Origin of the sequence: Verrucosispora sp. FIM060022 (assembly GCF_003977705.1) — a bacterium.
In the GTDB taxonomy this organism is placed as follows: domain Bacteria; phylum Actinomycetota; class Actinomycetes; order Mycobacteriales; family Micromonosporaceae; genus Micromonospora; species Micromonospora gifhornensis.
In genome coordinates, this window is the sequence record NZ_RQIV01000001.1 from 891006 (window position 1) to 908446 (window position 17441).

Here is a 17441-nt window from a genome sequence, read left to right on the forward strand (position 1 = left end):
AGCCAGGGGGATGCGCCGGGGCGGACGCCGTCCGCCCCGGCGACCTCCTACCAGCTCAGATAACTGGGCTGGGTCTGGACGTTCAGCTCACGGAACTGGACCAGCTTGGCCGTCCAGGTCCGCCAGTCGTCGAGGTCCAGCACGTCCAACCCCTTCTGGATGTCGGACGAGTAGATGTGCCCGTTGTAGTAGTAGGCCGACCAGGAGCCGCCGACGACCAGCTGGCTGTCCGACAGTGGTCCCCGCTCCCAGAAGCCGATCTCGGTGGGTCGGCGGGAGTCGGTGAAGTCCCACACCGAGATGCCGCCCTGATACCACGCCTGGACCATGATGTCCTTGCCGAGCACCGGGATCAGCGAGCCGTTGTGCGCCACGCAGTTCTCGGTGTCGCCGTTGGTCCGTGGGATCTTGTAGTAGCTGCGGAACTCCAGCTTGCGCTTGTCGCCCCGGCCGGTGAGGTCGTAGATCGCGTTGGCGCCGCGCTCCGGGCCGACGGCCTCGTTGCAGGTGGCACCGCCGCCACCGCCCAGTTCGTCGGTGAAAACGACCTTGGTGCCGCGGTTGTTGAAGGTGGCCGAGTGCCAGAAGGCGAAGTTGGTGGTGTCCCGGACCCGGTGCAGCACCCGAGGGGCCTCCCGCTTGCTGATGTCCAGCAGCACCCCGTCGCCCATGCACGCGCCCGCGGCCAGGTCCTTCTGCGGGTAGGCGGTGATGTCGTGGCAGCCGGTGGTCGCCGAGGCGCCGGTACGGCCCTCGTAGCCGCCGTCGGGGAAGAGGTTCGGGGTGGCGACCACGGCGGCGTCGGTCGGCTTCTTGAGCGGCACCTTGACGATGCTGATCGAGTCGTGCGGCGGCTGGCAGTCCGGGAAGGCGTCCTGCGGGCTGTACGAGGAGACGTACAGGTAGACCGACTTGGTGTTCTTGGCCGGCACCAGGGTGTGGGTGTGCGAGCCGCAGGCGGTCTCCACCGACTTGATGTAGCGCGGCTGCTTCTTGTTCCGGACGTCGAAGATCTTGATGCCCTCCCACGACTCCTTCACCGAGGCGGGCTGGGAGACGCTGTTGCACGAGTCGTCGCTGCGGGACGAGTCGGTCGACAGGAAGAGCAGGTCACCGTAGATGGAGATGTCGTTCTGGGCACCCGGACAGAGCACCTGCGAGACGATTTTCGGCTGGCTGGGCCGGGACACGTCGTAGATGACGAAGCCGTCGTAGTTGCCGACGAAGGCGTACCTGCCCTGGAAGGCGATGTCGGTGCCGAGGGCGTTCGTGGTGTTGAACGGCGACTGCTTCGGCAGGTTGGCGATCAGCCTGAGGTTGGGGCTGTGGGCGATCTCGTCGACGCCGAGCGGCGGCGCGGCGGCCGACGTCGAGGTGGCGGCCGCCTGCGTGACCGGCTGGGCGTTGCCGGGTGCGGCGGCGGCGATGCTGGCGAGGAGCAGTCCGGTGGCGGCGGCGCTGGCGACGCGTAACCACCGCGCCCGCGCCGGAGTCGGTATGACCATCGGCGACACCCTTCGAGAAGGAAGGACCTTTCTCGTACCATACGCCCCAGTGGAGGTCATCGATGTGATATGCATCACAGCGATTGCGGTGGCCCGCCACCGTGGACTGGCCCGCCGGCCGGCCCGAATTCCCTGCGTACGCTAGGTGCCGATGAGAACGACGGTCTTCGGTCATCCGCTGCGCAGCGTCGCCTTCGACGTGGTCGTCGCCGCGCCGGTGATGCTTGTCAGTACAGCCGGTGCCCCGGTCCAGCCCGGTGGCTGGTGGGCCGCCGCGATCGGGGCGGCGATGGGCGCCGCCCTGCTGGCGCGTCGGGCCCGACCGGTGGCGGTGACCGCCGTCGTGGCGGTGCTGGCCTTCGTCCAGGTCGCCCTGGGCTGGGCGCCGCTGCCGTACGACCTGGCGGTGCTGATCGCGCTCTACAGCGTGGTCAAGTACGCCGACCGGCTACAGGCCGGGGTGATCGCCGGACTGGTCGCCGTCGGCGGGGCGGTGTTCGCCGCGGTCCGCACCTCCACCCCGGGCATCTGGTACTTCACCGCCATCTTCTACGCCCTGGTCGTCGGCGCGGTCTGGTTGTTCGCCCTGAACGTCCGTACCCGCCGGCTGTACGTGCTCAGCCTGGAGGAGCGGGCCGCGACGCTGGAACGGGAACGGGAGGCCGAGGCCCGGGCAGCGGTGGCCGAGGAACGCACCCGCATCGCCCGGGAACTGCACGACGTGGTGGCCCACAGCATGGCCGTCATGATCGCCCAGGCGGACGGGGCCCGGTACGTGCTCGACAGCAGCCCGGAGACCGCCCGCGAGGCGGTCCGGACCGTGGCGGACACCGGCCGCCGCGCCCTGGACGACATGCGCCGCCTGGTCGGCGTACTCCGGGAGCCGCAACCGCCCGCCGAAGCCCCGCACGCGCCTGCCGCCGAACCGGCCCACCGGCGTCCGGTCGTGGCCGAACTGCCCGCCCTGCTGCAGCGTTTCCGCGACGCCGGGCTGCGGGTGGGATACACGGTCAACGACCTGCCCAGCCCGCTGCCGCCGGCCCTCGAACTGACCCTGTACCGCCTGGTGCAGGAGGCCCTCACCAACACGCTCAAGCACGCCGGGCCGGGCGCACAGGTGCAGGTCGAGCTGGCCCACGTCGGCGGCGGCGTCACGCTGCGGGTCACCGACGACGGGCAGGGCCGCACCCCGGCCGGCCCGCCGCCGTCGGGCGGTCACGGCCTCGTCGGGATGCGCGAACGCGTGTCGGTGTACGACGGCACCCTCACCGCCGGTCCGCGGCTGGCCGGGGGCTGGCAGGTGCTGGCGCGGCTGCCGCTACCGTCGTCGCCGACAGCGGAGGTGGTCGCGGCATGACCGTGCGGGTGGTGATCGTGGACGACCAGGCGTTGGTCCGCGCCGGGTTCCGGATGGTGCTCGACTCCCAGCCCGACCTGGAGGTGGTGGGCGAGGCGATCGACGGCGCCGACGCGCTGCGCCTGCTCTCCCGGGTCGAGGCGGACGTGGTGGTGATGGACATCCGGATGCCCACCATGGACGGGGTGGAGGCCACCCGCCGGCTCTGCGCCGACCGTCCCGCCGGCCCACCACGGGTGCTGGTGCTGACCACCTTCGACACCGAGGCCGACGCGTTCGCCGCGCTGCGCGCCGGGGCCAGCGGCTTCCTGCTCAAGAACGTGCCCCCGGAGGAACTGCTCGCCGCGATCCGGGTCGTCGCCCAGGGTGACTCGGTGGTCGCCCCGTCGATCACCCGACGGCTGCTCGACCGGTTCGCCGGTCAACTCGGCACCACCCCCGGCGAGGACCCCCGCCTGGCCCAGCTCACCGAGCGGGAACGGGAGATCCTGCTGCTGGTGGCGCAGGGGCTGGCCAACGCCGAGATCGCCGAACGGGTGCACGTCGCCGAGGCGACGGTGAAGACCCACGTCGGGCGGATCCTGGCCAAACTCCAGCTCCGCGACCGGGTGCAGGCGGTGGTGCTGGCGTACGAGAGCGGGCTGGTCGTGCCCGGTGCGGAGTCCGGGCGTACGACCTGAGGCGTACGGGTGTCCCCGGTCCGGGGCCACCTGGGTCGTACCCGGGTCGAGCGCGCAGGTTGATCTCCACCGGTCGTGATCTCCGTAGCGTCTGAGGACGTCAGAGATCACCGCCTGCTCGGAGAATCCACGTGTCCCTCGCACCGCCCGTCCACGTCACCGCCGGCGTCGCCGTCACCGCCCACGGCCTGCGCAAGCAGTACGGCACCGGGGAGGCCGCCGTCGTCGCCCTCGACGACGTCGACGTCACCTTCGCCGCCGGCCGGTTCACCGCCATCATGGGCCCGTCCGGCTCCGGCAAGTCGACCCTGATGCACTGCCTGGCGGGCCTGGACCGGCCCACCGCCGGCACCGTACGCATCGGCGACGCGGAACTGGGCCGCCTCGACGACCGGCGGCTGACCCTGCTGCGCCGGGACCGGGTCGGTTTCGTGTTCCAGCGCTTCAACCTGCTGCCCGCGCTCAGCACCGAGGAGAACATCCTGCTGCCGTTGGCCATCGCCGGCCGGCGACCGGAACCCGACTGGTTCCGCCAGGTGGTCGCCGCCGTCGGGCTGGCCGATCGGCTGCGGCACCGACCGGCCGAGTTGTCCGGTGGCCAGCAGCAGCGGGTCGCGGTGGCCCGCGCGCTGGTCACCAAGCCGTGGGTGGTCTTCGCCGACGAGCCCACCGGCAACCTCGACTCCCGGGCCGGCAACGAGGTGCTGCGGCTGCTGCGCGAAGCGGTGGACACCCTGGGACAGACGGTGGTGATGGTCACCCACGATCCGACCGCCGCCGCCCACGCCGACCGGGTGGTGTTCCTCGCCGACGGCCGGCTGGTCCGCGACCTGGCCGCACCGACCGCCGAGCGAGTCCTCGACGTGCTCGCCCACCTGGAACCCGGCGCGGACCGGGCCGGTGACGCCGTTCCGTCGCACCGGGGGCGGTGACCCGATGCTGCGTCTGACCCTGCGCTCGATGCGCGCCGACCTCGCGCGCATGCTGATGTCCACACTCGCCGTCGTCCTCGGCGTGGCCTTCATCGCCGGTACGTTGATCTTCGTCGACGGCATGCGGGCCGGTGCGTACGACCGGGCGGCCACCTTCGACCGGCACACCGACGTCGGCGTGTACCCCGATCCGGACGCCGACACCGACCCGGATCTGATCGACACCGCGCTTGTCGAGAAGGTGCGCGCGGTCGAGGGCGTCCGGGCCGCGGCGGCGGAACTGGTCGGCACCGGCGGCGTGGTGGGCGCCGACGGTCGTCCGGTGCTCGGCTTCGGGGTGCTCGTCGCCGTCCCCGCCGACCCTGCCCTCCAGTCGTACGACGTGCTGGCCGGGAGGCTGCCCGAACGGGCCGGTGAGGCGGTGCTCGACGAGCGGACCGTCGCCGACGAGGGATTCGCCCTCGGCACCGAGGTCCGCGTCGGCGGCGCCGGCGGTGCGGCCAAGCCGTACACCCTGGTCGGTGTGGTCGACGTGGCCGACACCTCGCGGGACATCGGCGGGCCGTTCATCGGGCTGTTCGGGCCCGAGGCGCTCGCCGCCACCGAGCAGTCCGGTTACCACCGGATCCTCGTCGCGGCCGAGCCGGGCGTCGCCGACGAGGCGCTCGCCGCACGGATCGCCGAGGTCACCGGCGCCGGCACGACGGTGCACACCCGGGCCGAGATCCTCGACGCCGCCGTCAACGACGCGGTACGCGACGTCAACCAGTTCAACATGGTGCTGCTCGTCTTCACCGCGGTGGCGGTGCTGGTGGCGGCGTTCGTCATCGCCAACACGTTCACCATCGTGCTGGCCCAGCGCACCCGACGGACGGCCCTGCTGCGGCTGGTCGGCGCCACCCGGGGACAGGTGTTCCGGGCGACCCTGCTGGAGTCCGCGGTGCTCGGCCTGGTCGCCTCGGCGGTCGGTGTGCTGATCGGCATCGGCATGGCCGCCGCGTTGAGCGCCCTGATGAACAGCCTGGACGTCCCGCTCAACGGCGAGTTGACGGTCACCGCCACCACGGTGCTCGGCAGCCTGGTGATCGGCACCGCGCTCACCGTCGGCGCCGCCCTCGTACCGGCCTGGCAGGGCACCCGGGTCGCCCCGGTGGCCGCGCTGACCGACGCCGCCCTCCAGGTCACCCGGACCGCCGGCCGACTGCGCCTGATCTTCGGCGGGCTGGTCCTCGCGGCCGGCGTCGCGGCCCTGGCCGCAGCGGGCGGCACCGGGCAGATCGCGCTTGTCGCCCTCGGCGGGATGCTGAGCTTCTTCGGCATCGTGCTGTTCGGTCCGGTGCTGGTGCCGGCGCTGGTCCGGATGTTCGGCGTCGCCGCCCGACGGGCCTTCGGGATCACTGCGGCACTCGCCGTGGCCAACGCGGTCCGCAACCCCCGTCGGGTCGCCGCCACCGCCACCGCCCTGGTGATCGGGATCGGTCTGGTCTCGTCCTTCGTGGTGGGGGCCCACAGCACCAAGGCCGCCATCGAACGCAGCGTGGACGCCCAGATCGGGGTGGACTTCGTGGTGACCGGCATCGGCGGGGACCTGCCCGCCGGGGTGGTCGACGCGCTGGCCGCCCGGCCCGAACTGGGCGTGGTGCACGAGCAGCGGTCCCGGATCGTCGACGAGGGCAGGATCCGCGCGGCCGACCCGGCGCTTGTCGAGCGTCAGCTGGAGAGCGTGGTGGCCGGGCAGGTCGGCAGCTTCGGAGCGGGCCGGGTGCTGGTGCACCGGGAGCTGGCCGACGAGCGTGGCTGGTCGCCCGGTGACCGGGTCGACCTGCACGGGCACTCGTTCGAGGTGGCCGCCGTGGTCGTCGGCCCGGACGTCGGCAACGGCCCGGTGTCGCCCGGTCGCGTCGTCGAGCTGGTCGCCGCCGACTTCACCCGGCTCTTCCCCGACGAGCGTGGCTACCTGGCCGAGATCGAGCCGGCCGAGGGGGTGTCGGCGGCGGCGGCCCGGGAGGCGATCGAATCGGTGCTGGCCGACTATCCGACGGTCAACCTGATGGACCAGGCGGCGTACAAGCGGATGCTCACCAGCACCGTGGACATGCTGCTCGCGTTCGTGGTGGCGTTGCTCGGCCTGGCCGTGGTGATCGCCCTGGTGGGCGTGGCGAACACGCTGAGTCTGTCGGTGCTGGAGCGGACCCGGGAGAACGCGGTCCTGCGGGCCGTCGGCCTGACCCGAGGACGGATGCGCGCGATGCTCGCCGTCGAGGCCGTCCTCACCGCGCTGGTCGGCGCGCTGCTCGGCGTCGCCCTGGGCACCGCGGTCACCGGCTCGGCGATGGCGATGCTGGCCAGCCTCAGCGGCGGCTTCATCCTGGCCGTGCCGTGGGGGCAGCTCGGCGGCATCCTCGCCGTCGCGGTGCTGGCCGCGCTGGCCGCCTCGGTGCTGCCCGCCCGCCGCGCGCTGCGTCGACCGGTGGTGGAGGCGCTCGCGGACCTGTGACGGCGTACGCAACGGCCCCCGCCGAACCCGGCGGGGGCCGTTGCGTGGTTTGCCCTAGAGGCGTTCCACGTTCGGGCCGGCGCAGCGGTTGCGGGCGTCGAAGACGTACCGGGCGTGCCGCTCGACCAGGGCGTAGTCGAACACGTCGTGGTCGGTGATCACGACCACGCAGTCGGCCTCGCGGATCTCCCGCTCGCTCAGGTCCACCGTCAGCACCCCGTCGGGCAGGTGGTTCGCTGCGGCGTACGGCTCGACCGCGCGGACCTCCGCGCCGAACTCACGCAACCGCCGCGTCACGTCGACGGCCGGGGAGTCCCGCATGTCACCGGTGTTCGGCTTGTACGCCAGCCCGAGCACCAGCAGCCGGGCGCTGCTGATCGCCTTGCCGGAGCGGTTCAGCCCGGCCATCACCCGCTGCGCGACGTGCTCGGGCATCTCGTGGTTGATGTCGTTGGCCAGCTCGATGAACCGGAACTGCCGCCCGAGCCGGCGCTTGACCTGCCAGGACAGGTAGCAGGGGTCGATCGGCAGGCAGTGCCCGCCGACCCCGGGGCCCGGCTTGAACGGCATGAAACCGAACGGCTTCGTCTCCGCCGCCTCGATCGCCTGCCACACGTCGATGTCCAACTGGTGCGAGAGCATCGTCAGCTCGTTGACCAGGGCGATGTTGACCTGGCGGAAGGTGTTCTCGATCAGCTTGGTCAGCTCGGCCACCTGGGTGGAGTCCACCGGGACGGTGCGCTCCACCAGCCGCCGGTAGAAGCCGTCGACGCGGTCCAGCGCGGCCGGGTCCATCCCGGAGACCACCTTGGGGGTGTTCTCCAGCCGCCAGGTGCGGTTGCCCGGGTCGATGCGCTCCGGGCTGTAGCCGAGATGGAAGTCGCCGGGGCTGCGCAGCCCGCTGGCCGACTCCAGCAGCGGCCGGAGCAGCTCCTCGGTGGTGCCCGGGTAGGTGGTCGACTCCAGGATGACCGTGCAGCCCGGACGCAGGTACGGCGCGATCGCCGTGCCGGCTTCCTCGACGAAGCTCAGGTCGGGAGTGCCGTCGCGCAGCGGCGTGGGCACGGTGATCACGCAGAAGTCGAAGTCCTTGGCGTCGGCGTACTCGCTGCTCGGGCGGTACCGTCCGGTCGCCGTTGCCCGACCGAGCCGGTCGGCCGGGATGTCCGCCACGAACGACTCGCCCGACGCGAGCCGCTTCACCCGATCGGTGTCGACGTCGAGTCCCACGACGTCGAAGCCCGCCTCGACGGCTCGCATGGCAAGCGGTAGGCCGACGTACCCCTGGCCGACGACGACCAGCTTCTCCACACTCATCCGGGCTCCCGAACATCAGGCGGTAATTGCTGGTAGGAGCCTAAGATGAATTATGATGCCGGGTGTCCGTTTTGGGGATTCCGAGGCTGTTGGTGTGATTGAGTCGGGCTCGTGTGGGTGAGCCGTTGTGGTGCGGGTCAGCCGGCCTCGGACTCGTCGTCGGGTGGGTCACCGCCGGGCGGTGTGGTCGTCGGGGCCGGCGGCGTGGTGGGCGCGGTCGTCGGTTCCGTGGCCGGGGTGCTGGTGCCGGGACCGGGAGCGGGACTGCTGCTGCTCGGCGCCGGTTCGGGTGACTCGGGTTCGTTCGACTCGCTGGGCGCTCCGGTGCTGGGCGAGGCCGAGGGCGACGCGGTCGCCTTGCCCGTCGAGCCCGCCGGCCGGTACGGCGGCACCCGTGCCGGCCTGCTCTCCGTCTCGTCCGACGGTTCCTCGGCCTCGACGACCGAGTCGGTGGCCGGGACGCTGCTCGGCACCTGCACCGCCGGGGTGTTGGCCTGCTGGGCCGCGCTGAGCGCCGCGCCGAGCGCGACGAGACCCACCACCACCGCGGTGAGCGCGCCGACCAGCGTGCCGCGCCCGCGGCGCGAGCCGACCGGTACGGCCTGCGCCACCGTGTTCGCCGTGCGGGTGTCCGGCCCGGGGCCGCGTACCGCCGCCGGCACCATCGCGGTGGGCAGGGAGCTGTCCGAGACCGCGCTGCGGGCCGCCTCCGCCATCGCCGCGCCGCTGCTGAAGCGGTCCGCGGGATCCTTGGCGAGGGCACGTTCGACCAGGGCCCGCACCGCTTCCGGAATGTCGTGCGGCAGCTCCGGCGGCGGGTCGTCGAGGTGCCGTACGGCGACCTGGAGCGGGTTGTCGCCGGTGAACGGCGGGCTGCCGATGAGGCAGCAGTAGGCGACCGCGCCGAGCGCGTACAGGTCGGTCGCTCCGGAGACGGGTCGACCCGCGGCCTGCTCGGGGGCCATGTAGAGGGCGGTGCCCGGCACCGCGTTCGTGCTGGTGATGCTGGTCACATTGACCGATCGGGCGACGCCGAAGTCGACGAGAACGACCGTCCCGTCCTCCTGGACCAGCAGGTTGCTCGGCTTGACGTCGCGGTGCACGATGCCGCGCTGGTGTGCGGCGTGCAGTGCCTGTGCCGCCTGGGCCACCACGGACATGGTCTCGGCGACGTCCAGGCGGCCCTCGGCCTCGATCCGCTTCGACAACGGTTGGCCGGTGACGAACTCCATCACCAGGTAGTCGGCCCGCCCGCCGCTGGCCAGGTCGTCCTCGCCGCAGTCGAAGACCTGCACGATGCCGGGGTGACGCAGCGCCGCCATCATCCGGGCCTCGGCGCGGAATCGGGCGATGAAATCGGGGTCGGACACCAGCGAGGGCAGCAGCACCTTGATCGCGACCTGCCGGCCGAGGATCAGGTCGGTGCCTCGCCAGACATCGCCCATGCCGCCGGTGGCGACGCGTTCGTCCAAGCGGTATCGACCGCTGAGTACGACCTCCGAAGACAACACGGCACCACCGTACCCATGATGAGCCTGATCGGCGCGCCGGCGGTCCGGGTGCGGGAGGCCTCCCGGACGGCCGCGATGAGCGTACGGCACCCGATGATGACCATCAGTGACGAGCCACTTGCACGGTGCTCTCCGGGTCGGTTCGGCTTCTCCGGCTGGTGGTTGTGGTCGGCGGTGCTGTCGGGAACAATCCGCTTCCGGGCCACAACGGCCCGGAAGCGAGCAGGTTGACGGGGGCGGGGTGCGGGGAACGGTGCCAGCCCGGACAATCGACCCGTGCCCGGTGCGCCTGTGGTTCGGGCGACCCACGGAAGGACTGTGGTTCGGGCGACCCACGGAAGGACCGGTAGAACGGAAGCGGCAAGGCCATGTCCGGTGAACTGAGTCGGGCCGTCGAGGCGGCTCAGGCCGGCGACGAGGAGGCGTTCCGTTTCCTCTACCGCAGCCTCCAGCCCGGGCTGCTGCGCTACCTGACCGCCCTGGTCGGCGCCGACGCCGCCGAGGACGTCGCCTCGGAGACCTGGTTGCAGGTGGCGCGCGACCTGCCGAACTTCAGCGGTGGGGAGTTCCGTGCCTGGGCCGTCACCATCGCCCGGAACCGGGCCATGGATCACCTGCGGCGGCAACGCCGTCGCCCCGCGTTGCCCGTGCCGGTGCAGGAACTCAGCGAGTTGGCCGGGGACGCCGACACGGCCGAACGGGCCGGGGAGAGCATCGGCACCGAAGCCGCCCTCGCGATGATCGCCAGCCTTCCGCCCCGGGAGGCCGAGGCGGTGCTGCTGCGTGCCGTCGTCGGGCTCGACGCCGAGACCGCCGGGCGGGTCCTCGGCCGGCGGGCCGGGGCGGTGCGTACCGCCGCCCACCGCGGCCTGCGTCGGCTGGCGCTGATGCTGGGTCAGCCGACGCAGGAGTGCGACGAGCCCGCCGCCACACCGGCCACGCCGCCACTGCCGCGTACCGGTTCACAGACGCCGCATGCCGAGCCGGTGGACGGCTGACGTGAGGGGACTACGGATGTACCTGCGGCGGTTGGACGGCACCGGAGTGCCGACCGACCACGACCATCTGCTCGACGCCGCGCGTGAACCACGCCCCACGGCCGCACCGTCCGGCTCGCCGGATCCCCTCGCCGGACTGCTGCGAGCCGCCGCCGCCCCGCCCCGCCCGGGGGAACTCGCCGGTGAGGAGGAGGCCCTCGCCGCCTTCCGGGCCGCCCGGCAGGCCGGCCTGACCCCTCCGGTGTCCCGCCCCACGCGGCGGCGGCGGTTCACCGCCGGCGTCGTGGTCTGGATCGCCGGGGTGGCGGCCACCGCCACCGCCGGTGCCGCCCTGGCGGCGGTACGGCTCGACTGGCCGCACGAGCGGTCGGCACCGCCGTCGACCCCGATCACCCGCCCCGTCGCGCCGTCGCCGAGCGCAGCGGGCGGGCAACCCGATCGGGGTGGCGTCACCCCGTCCCAGGACGTGCCCGGTGCCGCCCCCACCGCCACCGGTGGGGTCACCCCCGGCGTCAGCGTCGAGCCGACCGCGGGCGCGCCGGATCCGACGTCGGCGCCGCCGACATCCGAACCGCCGCAGTCGCGTGAGCCGACGGTGGAACGTACGGTGCAGGCCGGCCCGGGCAACTCCGACAACACCGCCGACCGGCCGGGGCTCTGCAAGGCCTACCTGTCGAAGTCGGAGCGCCAGCGGGAGAAGGCGCTGAGGACCCCGGCGTTCAGCGAGTTGGTGGTCGCGGCCGGCGGCGCCGACAACGTACTGGCGTACTGCCAGGCGGTGCTGGCCGAGACCGACCCGGAGTGGCTGGCCAAGCACGGCCCCGCTGCCGGCTCCGCCGCCAGGTCGATCGACCCGGCGGGCCTGTTCCCTGGCCGCTATGCGGAGGAATTCCCCTTGACGCTCGGTTGAGGCCTGCTAGACAGAAGGTGGCGGTCCACCGGTCCACCGATGTCACCGGTACGGGCTACCGTGACAGGGCTGAGCCGGCATTGCCGAAAGGAGCCGTTGCATGGTGCCGATGGGAGCCATTGCATGGTGATGTCACCGGAGCTGGACCGGGTCCGGGAGTTGCGTGACCGCGCCGCGGCCGCCCGGCACCTCGCCCGGATCTGCTTCAAGACCGGTCCACCGACCTACACCGGCGTCGAGCTCGAATGGACTGTCCACGATGCCGTCGACCCGGCCCGCCCCGTCGACGCCGAGCGGCTGCGCGCGGCGCTCGGGCCCTTCAGCCCCACCACGTTGGATCCGACCAGCCCTGCGCTGCGACTGTTGCACGGCGGCGCGGTGACCGTCGAACCGGGTGGCCAGGTGGAGATCTCCACCCCACCGCGCGCCTCCCTGGCGGCCCTGATCGAGGCCACCCAGTCCGACATCGACCAGGTCGCCCGCCTGCTGGGTGCCGCCGGTCTGCGGCTGGGCCGCACCGGAATCGATCCCTACCGTCCGCCCGGAGCGCTGCTCGACACTCCTCGCTACCGCGCCATGCGTCTGGCCTTCGACAGGCGTGGCCCGGCCGGGCGGACGATGATGTACGCCACCGCGGGGCTGCAGGTCTGCCTGGACGCGGGCGAACCGGGGCAGGTGGCGGCCCGCTGGGCGGTGGTGCACATGATCGGGCCACCACTGCTGGCCGCCTTCGCCACCTCCGACAGACACGCCGGCCGGGACACCGGATGGGCCTCGGCGCGGATGGGCGCGTGGCTGCGCATCGACCCGGCTCGTACCGCAGCGGTCTGGGATCCCGGCCGACCCGACCAGGATCCGGTCGCCGCCTGGACCGCGTACGTGCTCGCCGCGCCGTTGCTCTGCGTCCGCGATCCCGACGGCGACTGGACCGCGCCACCGGGCGTCACCTTCGCCGACTGGCTCGACGGGGCGCTGCCCCGACCACCCACCATCGACGACCTCGACTATCACGCGAGCACACTCTTTCCGCCGGTGCGCCCGCGTGGCTACCTCGAACTGCGCTACCTGGACGCCCAGCCGGGCCGGGACTGGACCCTCCCGCTCGCGGTGCTCGCCGCCCTGCTCGCCGACGCCGCGACGGTCGAGTCGGCCGTCGCGGTGGCGGCGCCGGTGGCCGACAGGTGGCAGAGCGCAGCCCGGCACGGCCTGGGCGACCCGGCCCTGGCCTCGGCCGCCGCCGCCCTGTTCGACCTGGCCCGGGCGGCACTGCCGCGGCTCGACCTGCCGGCGGAACTGCACGACGACATCGACCGAGGGCTGCGCCGACGGCGGGCCGCGGCACGAAGGAGGCAAGGGTGACCCACACCGTGACCGAAGGGGCGGACGCCGAGGCACTACGCAGCCGGATCGCCGCGGAACTGGAACGCACCCGGGCCCGGACCGCCCTGCTGACCGAGGTGGTGGACGACGCCGACCTGATGCGCCAGCACTCGCCGCTGATGTCCCCGCTGGTGTGGGACCTGGCCCACGTGGGCAACCAGGAGGAACTCTGGCTGGTGCGTGACGTCGGTGGCCGGGAGCCGGTGCGGTGCGACATCGACGACCTGTACGACGCCTTCAAGCAGCCCCGCCGGGACCGCCCCTCGCTGCCGCTGCTGCCCCCGACCGAGGCGCGGGCGTACGTGGCCACCGTCCGGGACAAGGTCTTCGACCTGCTCGACCGGGTCGCCTTCGACAGCCGTCCACTTGTCGCCGACGGCTTCGCCTTCGGCATGATCGTGCAGCACGAGCAGCAGCACGACGAGACCATGCTCGCCACCCACCAGTTGCGGTCCGGGCCGGCGGTGCTGCAGGCGCCGCCACCACCCGAGCCGACCGTACGGCCCGCCGGGGGGGTGCTGGTGCCGGCCGGCCCGTTCGTGATGGGCACCGACGCCGACCCGTGGGCACTGGACAACGAGCGTCCCGCCCACCGGGTGGAGCTGCCCGCGTACCTCATCGACGCCGCGCCGGTGACCAACGGGGCGTACGCCGAATTCATCGCCGACGGCGGGTACGACGATCCACGCTGGTGGAGCGAGCGGGGCTGGCAGCACCGTCAGGAGGCCGGGTTGAGCGCGCCGCTGCACTGGCGGCGCGACGGCGACGGTTGGGCGTACCGACGTTTCGGCCGGTGGTCCCCGGTCCGCGCCGACGAGCCGGTGGTGCACGTCTGCTACCACGAGGCACAGGCGTACGCCACCTGGGCGGGCAAGCGGCTGCCCACCGAGGCGGAGTGGGAGAAGGCGGCCCGCTGGGATCCGGCCACCGGCCGCTCCCGGCGCTACCCGTGGGGCGACGACGACCCGACCTCGGCGCACGCCAACCTGGGGCAGCGGCACCTGTGGCCGGCACCCGTGGGCGCCTATCCGGCCGGCGCCTCGCCGCTGGGCGTGCACCAGCTCATCGGCGACGTGTGGGAGTGGACCTCGACCACGTTCCGGGGCTACCCGGGCTTCGTCGCCTTCCCGTACCGGGAATATTCGGAGGTCTTCTTCGGCGACGACCACCAGGTGCTGCGGGGTGGCTCCTTCGGCACGGACCGGGCGGCCTGCCGGGGCACGTTCCGCAACTGGGACTACCCCATCCGGCGGCAGATCTTCAGCGGCTTCCGCTGTGCCCGCGACGCCGACGCCGAGCAGGCCCGCCGGTGACGGTGGGCTGATGTGCCGCCACCTGGTCTACCTGGGACCACCGGTGACCCTGCGCGAGGTGCTCTTCGATCCGCCGTACTCGCTGCTGCGTCAGTCCTGGGCGCCCCGTGACATGCGCGGCGGGGGGACGATCAACGCCGACGGGTTCGGTGTCGGCTGGTATCCGGGCGACGGCCCGCCGGTGCGGTACCGGCGGGCGCAGCCGATCTGGAGCGACCCGACCATCGCCGACCTCGCGGCGGTCACCTCGACCACGGCGGTGCTGGCCGCGGTGCGTTCCGCCACGGTCGGCATGGCGGTGATCGACGGGGCCGCCGCCCCGTTCACCGAGGGCCGGTGGCTGTTCAGCCACAACGGCGTGGTGCGCGGCTGGCCGGACTCGATGGTGCCGCTCGCCGCCGAGCTACCCGTACGCGACCTGCTCACGCTCGACGCGACGACCGACTCGGCGCTGCTGTGGGCGTTGGTGCGGCACCGGCTGCGCGCGGGCGTCGCGCCGGAGCAGGCGGTCGCCGAGACGGTCACCCGGGTCGCCGCGGCCGCCCCCGGTTCCCGGCTCAACCTGCTGCTCACCGACGGGCACACGGCGGTTGCCACGACCGTCGGGCACGCGTTGTCCCTGCGGACCACACCCGCATCGGTGCTGCTCGCCTCCGAGCCGCACGACGACGAACCGGGCTGGCGAGAGGTGCCGGACGGCCAGCTCGTGCGGGCCACCGCGACCACGGTGCGCCAGCGGGCGCTCGCCGGGCCCTGCACCACCGGGACGAACCGATAAGCATCACCGAAAGGAAGCAGATGAGCGCCGAACCGTTGGAGATACACCTGGACGACCGGGACGTCGCCGACAGCCTGCGTCGGGACGTCCGTGTGGGGCTGAGCGCCGAGGCGAAGTGGCTGCCCCCGAAGTGGTTCTACGACGCTCGGGGCAGCGAACTGTTCGACGAGATCACCCAGCTGCCGGAGTACTACCCGACCCGGGCCGAGCGGGCCGTGCTGGCCGAGCACGCGGCCGAGATCGCCGAGTTGACCGGCGCGAAGACGCTTATCGAGCTCGGGTCCGGGTCGTCGGAGAAGACCCGGCTGCTCCTGGACGCCTTCACCCGTCGGGGCGGTCTGGGCACCTTCGTCCCGCTGGACGTGTCGGTCAGCGCACTGCGCGGCTCCACCGCCGCGCTCGCGGCCGACTACGCCGGGCTGCGGGTACGCGGCATCGTCGGTGATTTCACCCGTGACCTGCATCGGCTGCCGGCCGGTGGGCGACGGCTGGTGATCTTTCTCGGTGGCACCATCGGCAACCTGTTGCCGGCCGAGCGGGCCGAGTTCCTGGCCCGGATGCGGGCCGCTCTGGAGGTGGGGGACTGGTTCCTGGTCGGCACCGACCTGGTCAAGGACCCGTCGGTGATCGTGCCCGCGTACGACGACGCGGCGGGGGTGACCGCCGAGTTCAACCGCAACGTGCTGCGGGTGCTCAACCGGGAACTCGGTGCCGACTTCGATCCGGAGGCGTTCGACCACGTCGCGCTCTGGGATCCGGAGCAGGAGTGGATCGAGATGCGACTGCGGGCGCAACGACCGATGCGGGTCCGGGTGCTGGACATGGCTGTCGATTTCGCCGCCGGTGAGCAGTTGCGGACCGAGGTGTCGGCGAAGTTCCGCCCCGAGGGGATCGCCGCCGAACTGGCCGCGGCCGGGTTGCCCGCGTACCGGTTCTGGACCGACCCGGACGGCCTGTTCGGGGTGACCCTGGCCCGCGCCGACTGACTCCGTCCGGGCCGGTGCCGCGACCCGTCCGCCCGGGCTCCCGCCGTCAGCCACCCCACCCGGTCGTCCGACCGTGGCGGGGTCGGCTAGGCTGGGCGCAGCGAAGGGGAGTAGCCCTCAACATCGTGGTCGACATACTGGTGCGTTCCGCATCCGGCCACGAGGCCTCGCGCAGCGAGGCGGGCGAGACCTTCGACCAGGCTGTACAGCCGGGTCGAGGGCATCCCCGTACCTCCTCCCGGCCTGATCCGGAAGGACGTCATGGAGGGGTTCCTCGTCGCGCTGGCCGTCAGTTTCGGCGTGATCTTCGTTGCGGAGCTGGGAGACAAGTCCCAGCTCATGGCGCTGGCTTTCGCCACCAGATATCGCACCATGCCGATTCTGATCGGCATCACCGTGGCCACCGCCGTGGTGCACCTGGCCTCGGTGGCCATCGGGTACGGCCTCGGCTCGGCGCTGCCGACCGGCTGGATCTCGCTGCTGGCGGGTGCGGCCTTCATCGGCTTCGGGTTGTGGACCCTGCGGGGTGACAGCCTCACCGAGGAGGACAAGCGCAAGGCCGCCCGGGGCGGCAAGTCGGCGGTGCTCACCGTCGGTGTCGCGTTCTTCCTCGCCGAACTCGGCGACAAGACGATGCTCGCCACGATCACCCTGGCCACCCAGTACGGCTGGTTCGGCACCTGGGTCGGTTCGACGGTCGGCATGGTGGCCGCCGACGCGCTCGCCATCATCGTCGGCCGGTTGCTCGGCCGGAAACTGCCGGAGCGGACCATCAAGTACGGCGCCGCCGCGCTGTTCGCGATCAGTGGCATCTGGTTGATCATCGACGCGCTCAGCGAACTGCTCTGAACGGCCGCCCCGGCACCGACTACCCGGGTGCCGGCCGGGTAAGGCGCCGAGGTGGACGTCGCGGGGGCGCTCGACCGCGGTCACCAGCTGGTGGTGACCGCGGTCGAGTTCGTCGGCGTGGTGGTGATCGTCGCCGGGGTGGCCTGGGCGGTGCGGCAGTTCCTGGTCGACGGGCTGCGGCACCGCGACACCGCGATGTTCACCCGGATCCGGCTGACCCTGAGCCGGTTCCTCGTGCTGGGCCTGGAGTTCCAACTGGCGGCGGACATCCTGCGGACCGCCCTGTCGCCGACGTTCGGGCAGATCGGTCAGCTGGCCGCCGTCGCGGCGATCCGTACCGGCCTGAACTACGTCCTGCGCAAGGAGATCGAGCAGGGACAACAGCAGGTCGACAGGCGCCGGGAAGCGGCCCGATGATCGGGGCGCGG

General features: G+C 72.5%; 15 protein-coding genes. 12 read left to right on the plus strand and 3 right to left on the minus strand.

What is annotated here, in order from left to right; all coding sequences use genetic code 11:
- Positions 1 to 47: 47 nt before the first annotated feature.
- A complete protein-coding gene (locus tag EG812_RS03835) occupies positions 48 to 1505 on the minus strand; it encodes an LVIVD repeat-containing protein (RefSeq protein ID WP_013734473.1) in 1458 nt (485 codons plus the stop codon).
- A 151-nt stretch (positions 1506 to 1656) separates the two neighbouring features.
- Here EG812_RS03835 and EG812_RS03840 point away from each other — a divergent pair, with 151 nt between their 5' ends.
- From EG812_RS03840 to EG812_RS03855, 4 genes are all read left to right on the plus strand, one after another.
- Positions 1657 to 2862 (plus strand): sensor histidine kinase, encoded by a 1206-nt coding sequence (locus EG812_RS03840; RefSeq protein ID WP_126710755.1) that lies wholly within the window; start codon positions 1657 to 1659, stop codon positions 2860 to 2862.
- Positions 2859 to 3542, plus strand: coding sequence for a response regulator (locus EG812_RS03845; RefSeq protein WP_013734471.1), 684 nt, complete (start codon positions 2859 to 2861; stop codon positions 3540 to 3542). The genes EG812_RS03840 and EG812_RS03845 overlap by 4 nt, the downstream gene beginning before the upstream one ends.
- A gap of 131 nt (positions 3543 to 3673) precedes the next feature.
- Positions 3674 to 4474, plus strand: coding sequence for an ABC transporter ATP-binding protein (locus EG812_RS03850; protein WP_126710756.1), 801 nt, complete (start codon positions 3674 to 3676; stop codon positions 4472 to 4474).
- 4 nt (positions 4475 to 4478) lie between these two features.
- On the plus strand, positions 4479 to 6971 hold the full coding sequence (locus EG812_RS03855) for an ABC transporter permease (protein ID WP_126710757.1): 2493 nt from the start codon (positions 4479 to 4481) through the stop codon (positions 6969 to 6971).
- A gap of 54 nt (positions 6972 to 7025) precedes the next feature.
- Here the strand turns inward: EG812_RS03855 and EG812_RS03860 are convergent, their stop codons facing one another.
- Positions 7026 to 8288, minus strand: a complete 1263-nt coding sequence (locus EG812_RS03860; RefSeq protein ID WP_013734468.1) for a nucleotide sugar dehydrogenase — start codon at positions 8286 to 8288, stop codon at positions 7026 to 7028.
- Positions 8289 to 8425: 137 nt separating this feature from the next.
- Positions 8426 to 9799: a serine/threonine-protein kinase gene (locus tag EG812_RS03865; RefSeq protein WP_126710758.1), complete on the minus strand. Its 1374-nt coding sequence runs from the start codon at positions 9797 to 9799 to the stop codon at positions 8426 to 8428.
- Positions 9800 to 10167: 368 nt separating this feature from the next.
- On the opposite strand from EG812_RS03865, the gene EG812_RS03870 reads away from it, so the two are divergent.
- The 8 genes from EG812_RS03870 to EG812_RS03905 all read left to right on the plus strand — a co-directional run bounded on the left by EG812_RS03870 (position 10168) and on the right by EG812_RS03905 (position 17430).
- Complete coding sequence (locus EG812_RS03870; protein ID WP_013734466.1) at positions 10168 to 10797, plus strand: RNA polymerase sigma factor; 630 nt, start codon at positions 10168 to 10170, stop codon at positions 10795 to 10797.
- A gap of 1 nt (position 10798) precedes the next feature.
- Complete coding sequence (locus EG812_RS03875) at positions 10799 to 11707, plus strand: hypothetical protein (RefSeq protein ID WP_126710759.1); 909 nt, start codon at positions 10799 to 10801, stop codon at positions 11705 to 11707.
- A 123-nt stretch (positions 11708 to 11830) separates the two neighbouring features.
- Positions 11831 to 13066 carry an ergothioneine biosynthesis glutamate--cysteine ligase EgtA gene (gene egtA / locus EG812_RS03880; protein ID WP_126710760.1) on the plus strand — a complete coding sequence of 412 codons (1236 nt, stop codon included), beginning with the start codon at positions 11831 to 11833 and terminating at the stop codon, positions 13064 to 13066.
- Positions 13063 to 14400, plus strand: a complete 1338-nt coding sequence (gene egtB / locus EG812_RS03885) for an ergothioneine biosynthesis protein EgtB (RefSeq protein WP_502697172.1) — start codon at positions 13063 to 13065, stop codon at positions 14398 to 14400. The genes egtA and egtB overlap by 4 nt, the downstream gene beginning before the upstream one ends.
- Positions 14401 to 14410: 10 nt before the next feature.
- Complete coding sequence (gene egtC / locus EG812_RS03890) at positions 14411 to 15178, plus strand: ergothioneine biosynthesis protein EgtC (protein WP_126710761.1); 768 nt, start codon at positions 14411 to 14413, stop codon at positions 15176 to 15178.
- 20 nt (positions 15179 to 15198) lie between these two features.
- Positions 15199 to 16164, plus strand: coding sequence for an L-histidine N(alpha)-methyltransferase (gene egtD / locus EG812_RS03895; protein ID WP_126710762.1), 966 nt, complete (start codon positions 15199 to 15201; stop codon positions 16162 to 16164).
- A gap of 261 nt (positions 16165 to 16425) precedes the next feature.
- The gene (locus EG812_RS03900; protein WP_013734460.1) at positions 16426 to 17013 is read left to right on the plus strand and encodes a TMEM165/GDT1 family protein; all 588 of its coding nucleotides are present in this window, start codon (positions 16426 to 16428) and stop codon (positions 17011 to 17013) included.
- 51 nt (positions 17014 to 17064) lie between these two features.
- Positions 17065 to 17430, plus strand: a complete 366-nt coding sequence (locus EG812_RS03905; protein ID WP_126710763.1) for a DUF1622 domain-containing protein — start codon at positions 17065 to 17067, stop codon at positions 17428 to 17430.
- Positions 17431 to 17441: the final 11 nt, after the last annotated feature.

Coding starts and splice junctions, on each gene's coding strand:
- EG812_RS03835 (WP_013734473.1), bottom strand. CDS start 1,505: ATGGTCATACCGACTCCGGCGCGGGCGCGGTGGTTACGCGTCGCCAGC.
- EG812_RS03840 (WP_126710755.1), top strand. CDS start 1,657: ATGAGAACGACGGTCTTCGGTCATCCGCTGCGCAGCGTCGCCTTCGAC.
- EG812_RS03845 (WP_013734471.1), top strand. CDS start 2,859: ATGACCGTGCGGGTGGTGATCGTGGACGACCAGGCGTTGGTCCGCGCC.
- EG812_RS03855 (WP_126710757.1), top strand. CDS start 4,479: ATGCTGCGTCTGACCCTGCGCTCGATGCGCGCCGACCTCGCGCGCATG.
- EG812_RS03860 (WP_013734468.1), bottom strand. CDS start 8,288: ATGAGTGTGGAGAAGCTGGTCGTCGTCGGCCAGGGGTACGTCGGCCTA.
- EG812_RS03870 (WP_013734466.1), top strand. CDS start 10,168: ATGTCCGGTGAACTGAGTCGGGCCGTCGAGGCGGCTCAGGCCGGCGAC.
- egtA (WP_126710760.1), top strand. CDS start 11,831: ATGGTGATGTCACCGGAGCTGGACCGGGTCCGGGAGTTGCGTGACCGC.
- egtC (WP_126710761.1), top strand. CDS start 14,411: ATGTGCCGCCACCTGGTCTACCTGGGACCACCGGTGACCCTGCGCGAG.
- egtD (WP_126710762.1), top strand. CDS start 15,199: ATGAGCGCCGAACCGTTGGAGATACACCTGGACGACCGGGACGTCGCC.
- EG812_RS03900 (WP_013734460.1), top strand. CDS start 16,426: ATGGAGGGGTTCCTCGTCGCGCTGGCCGTCAGTTTCGGCGTGATCTTC.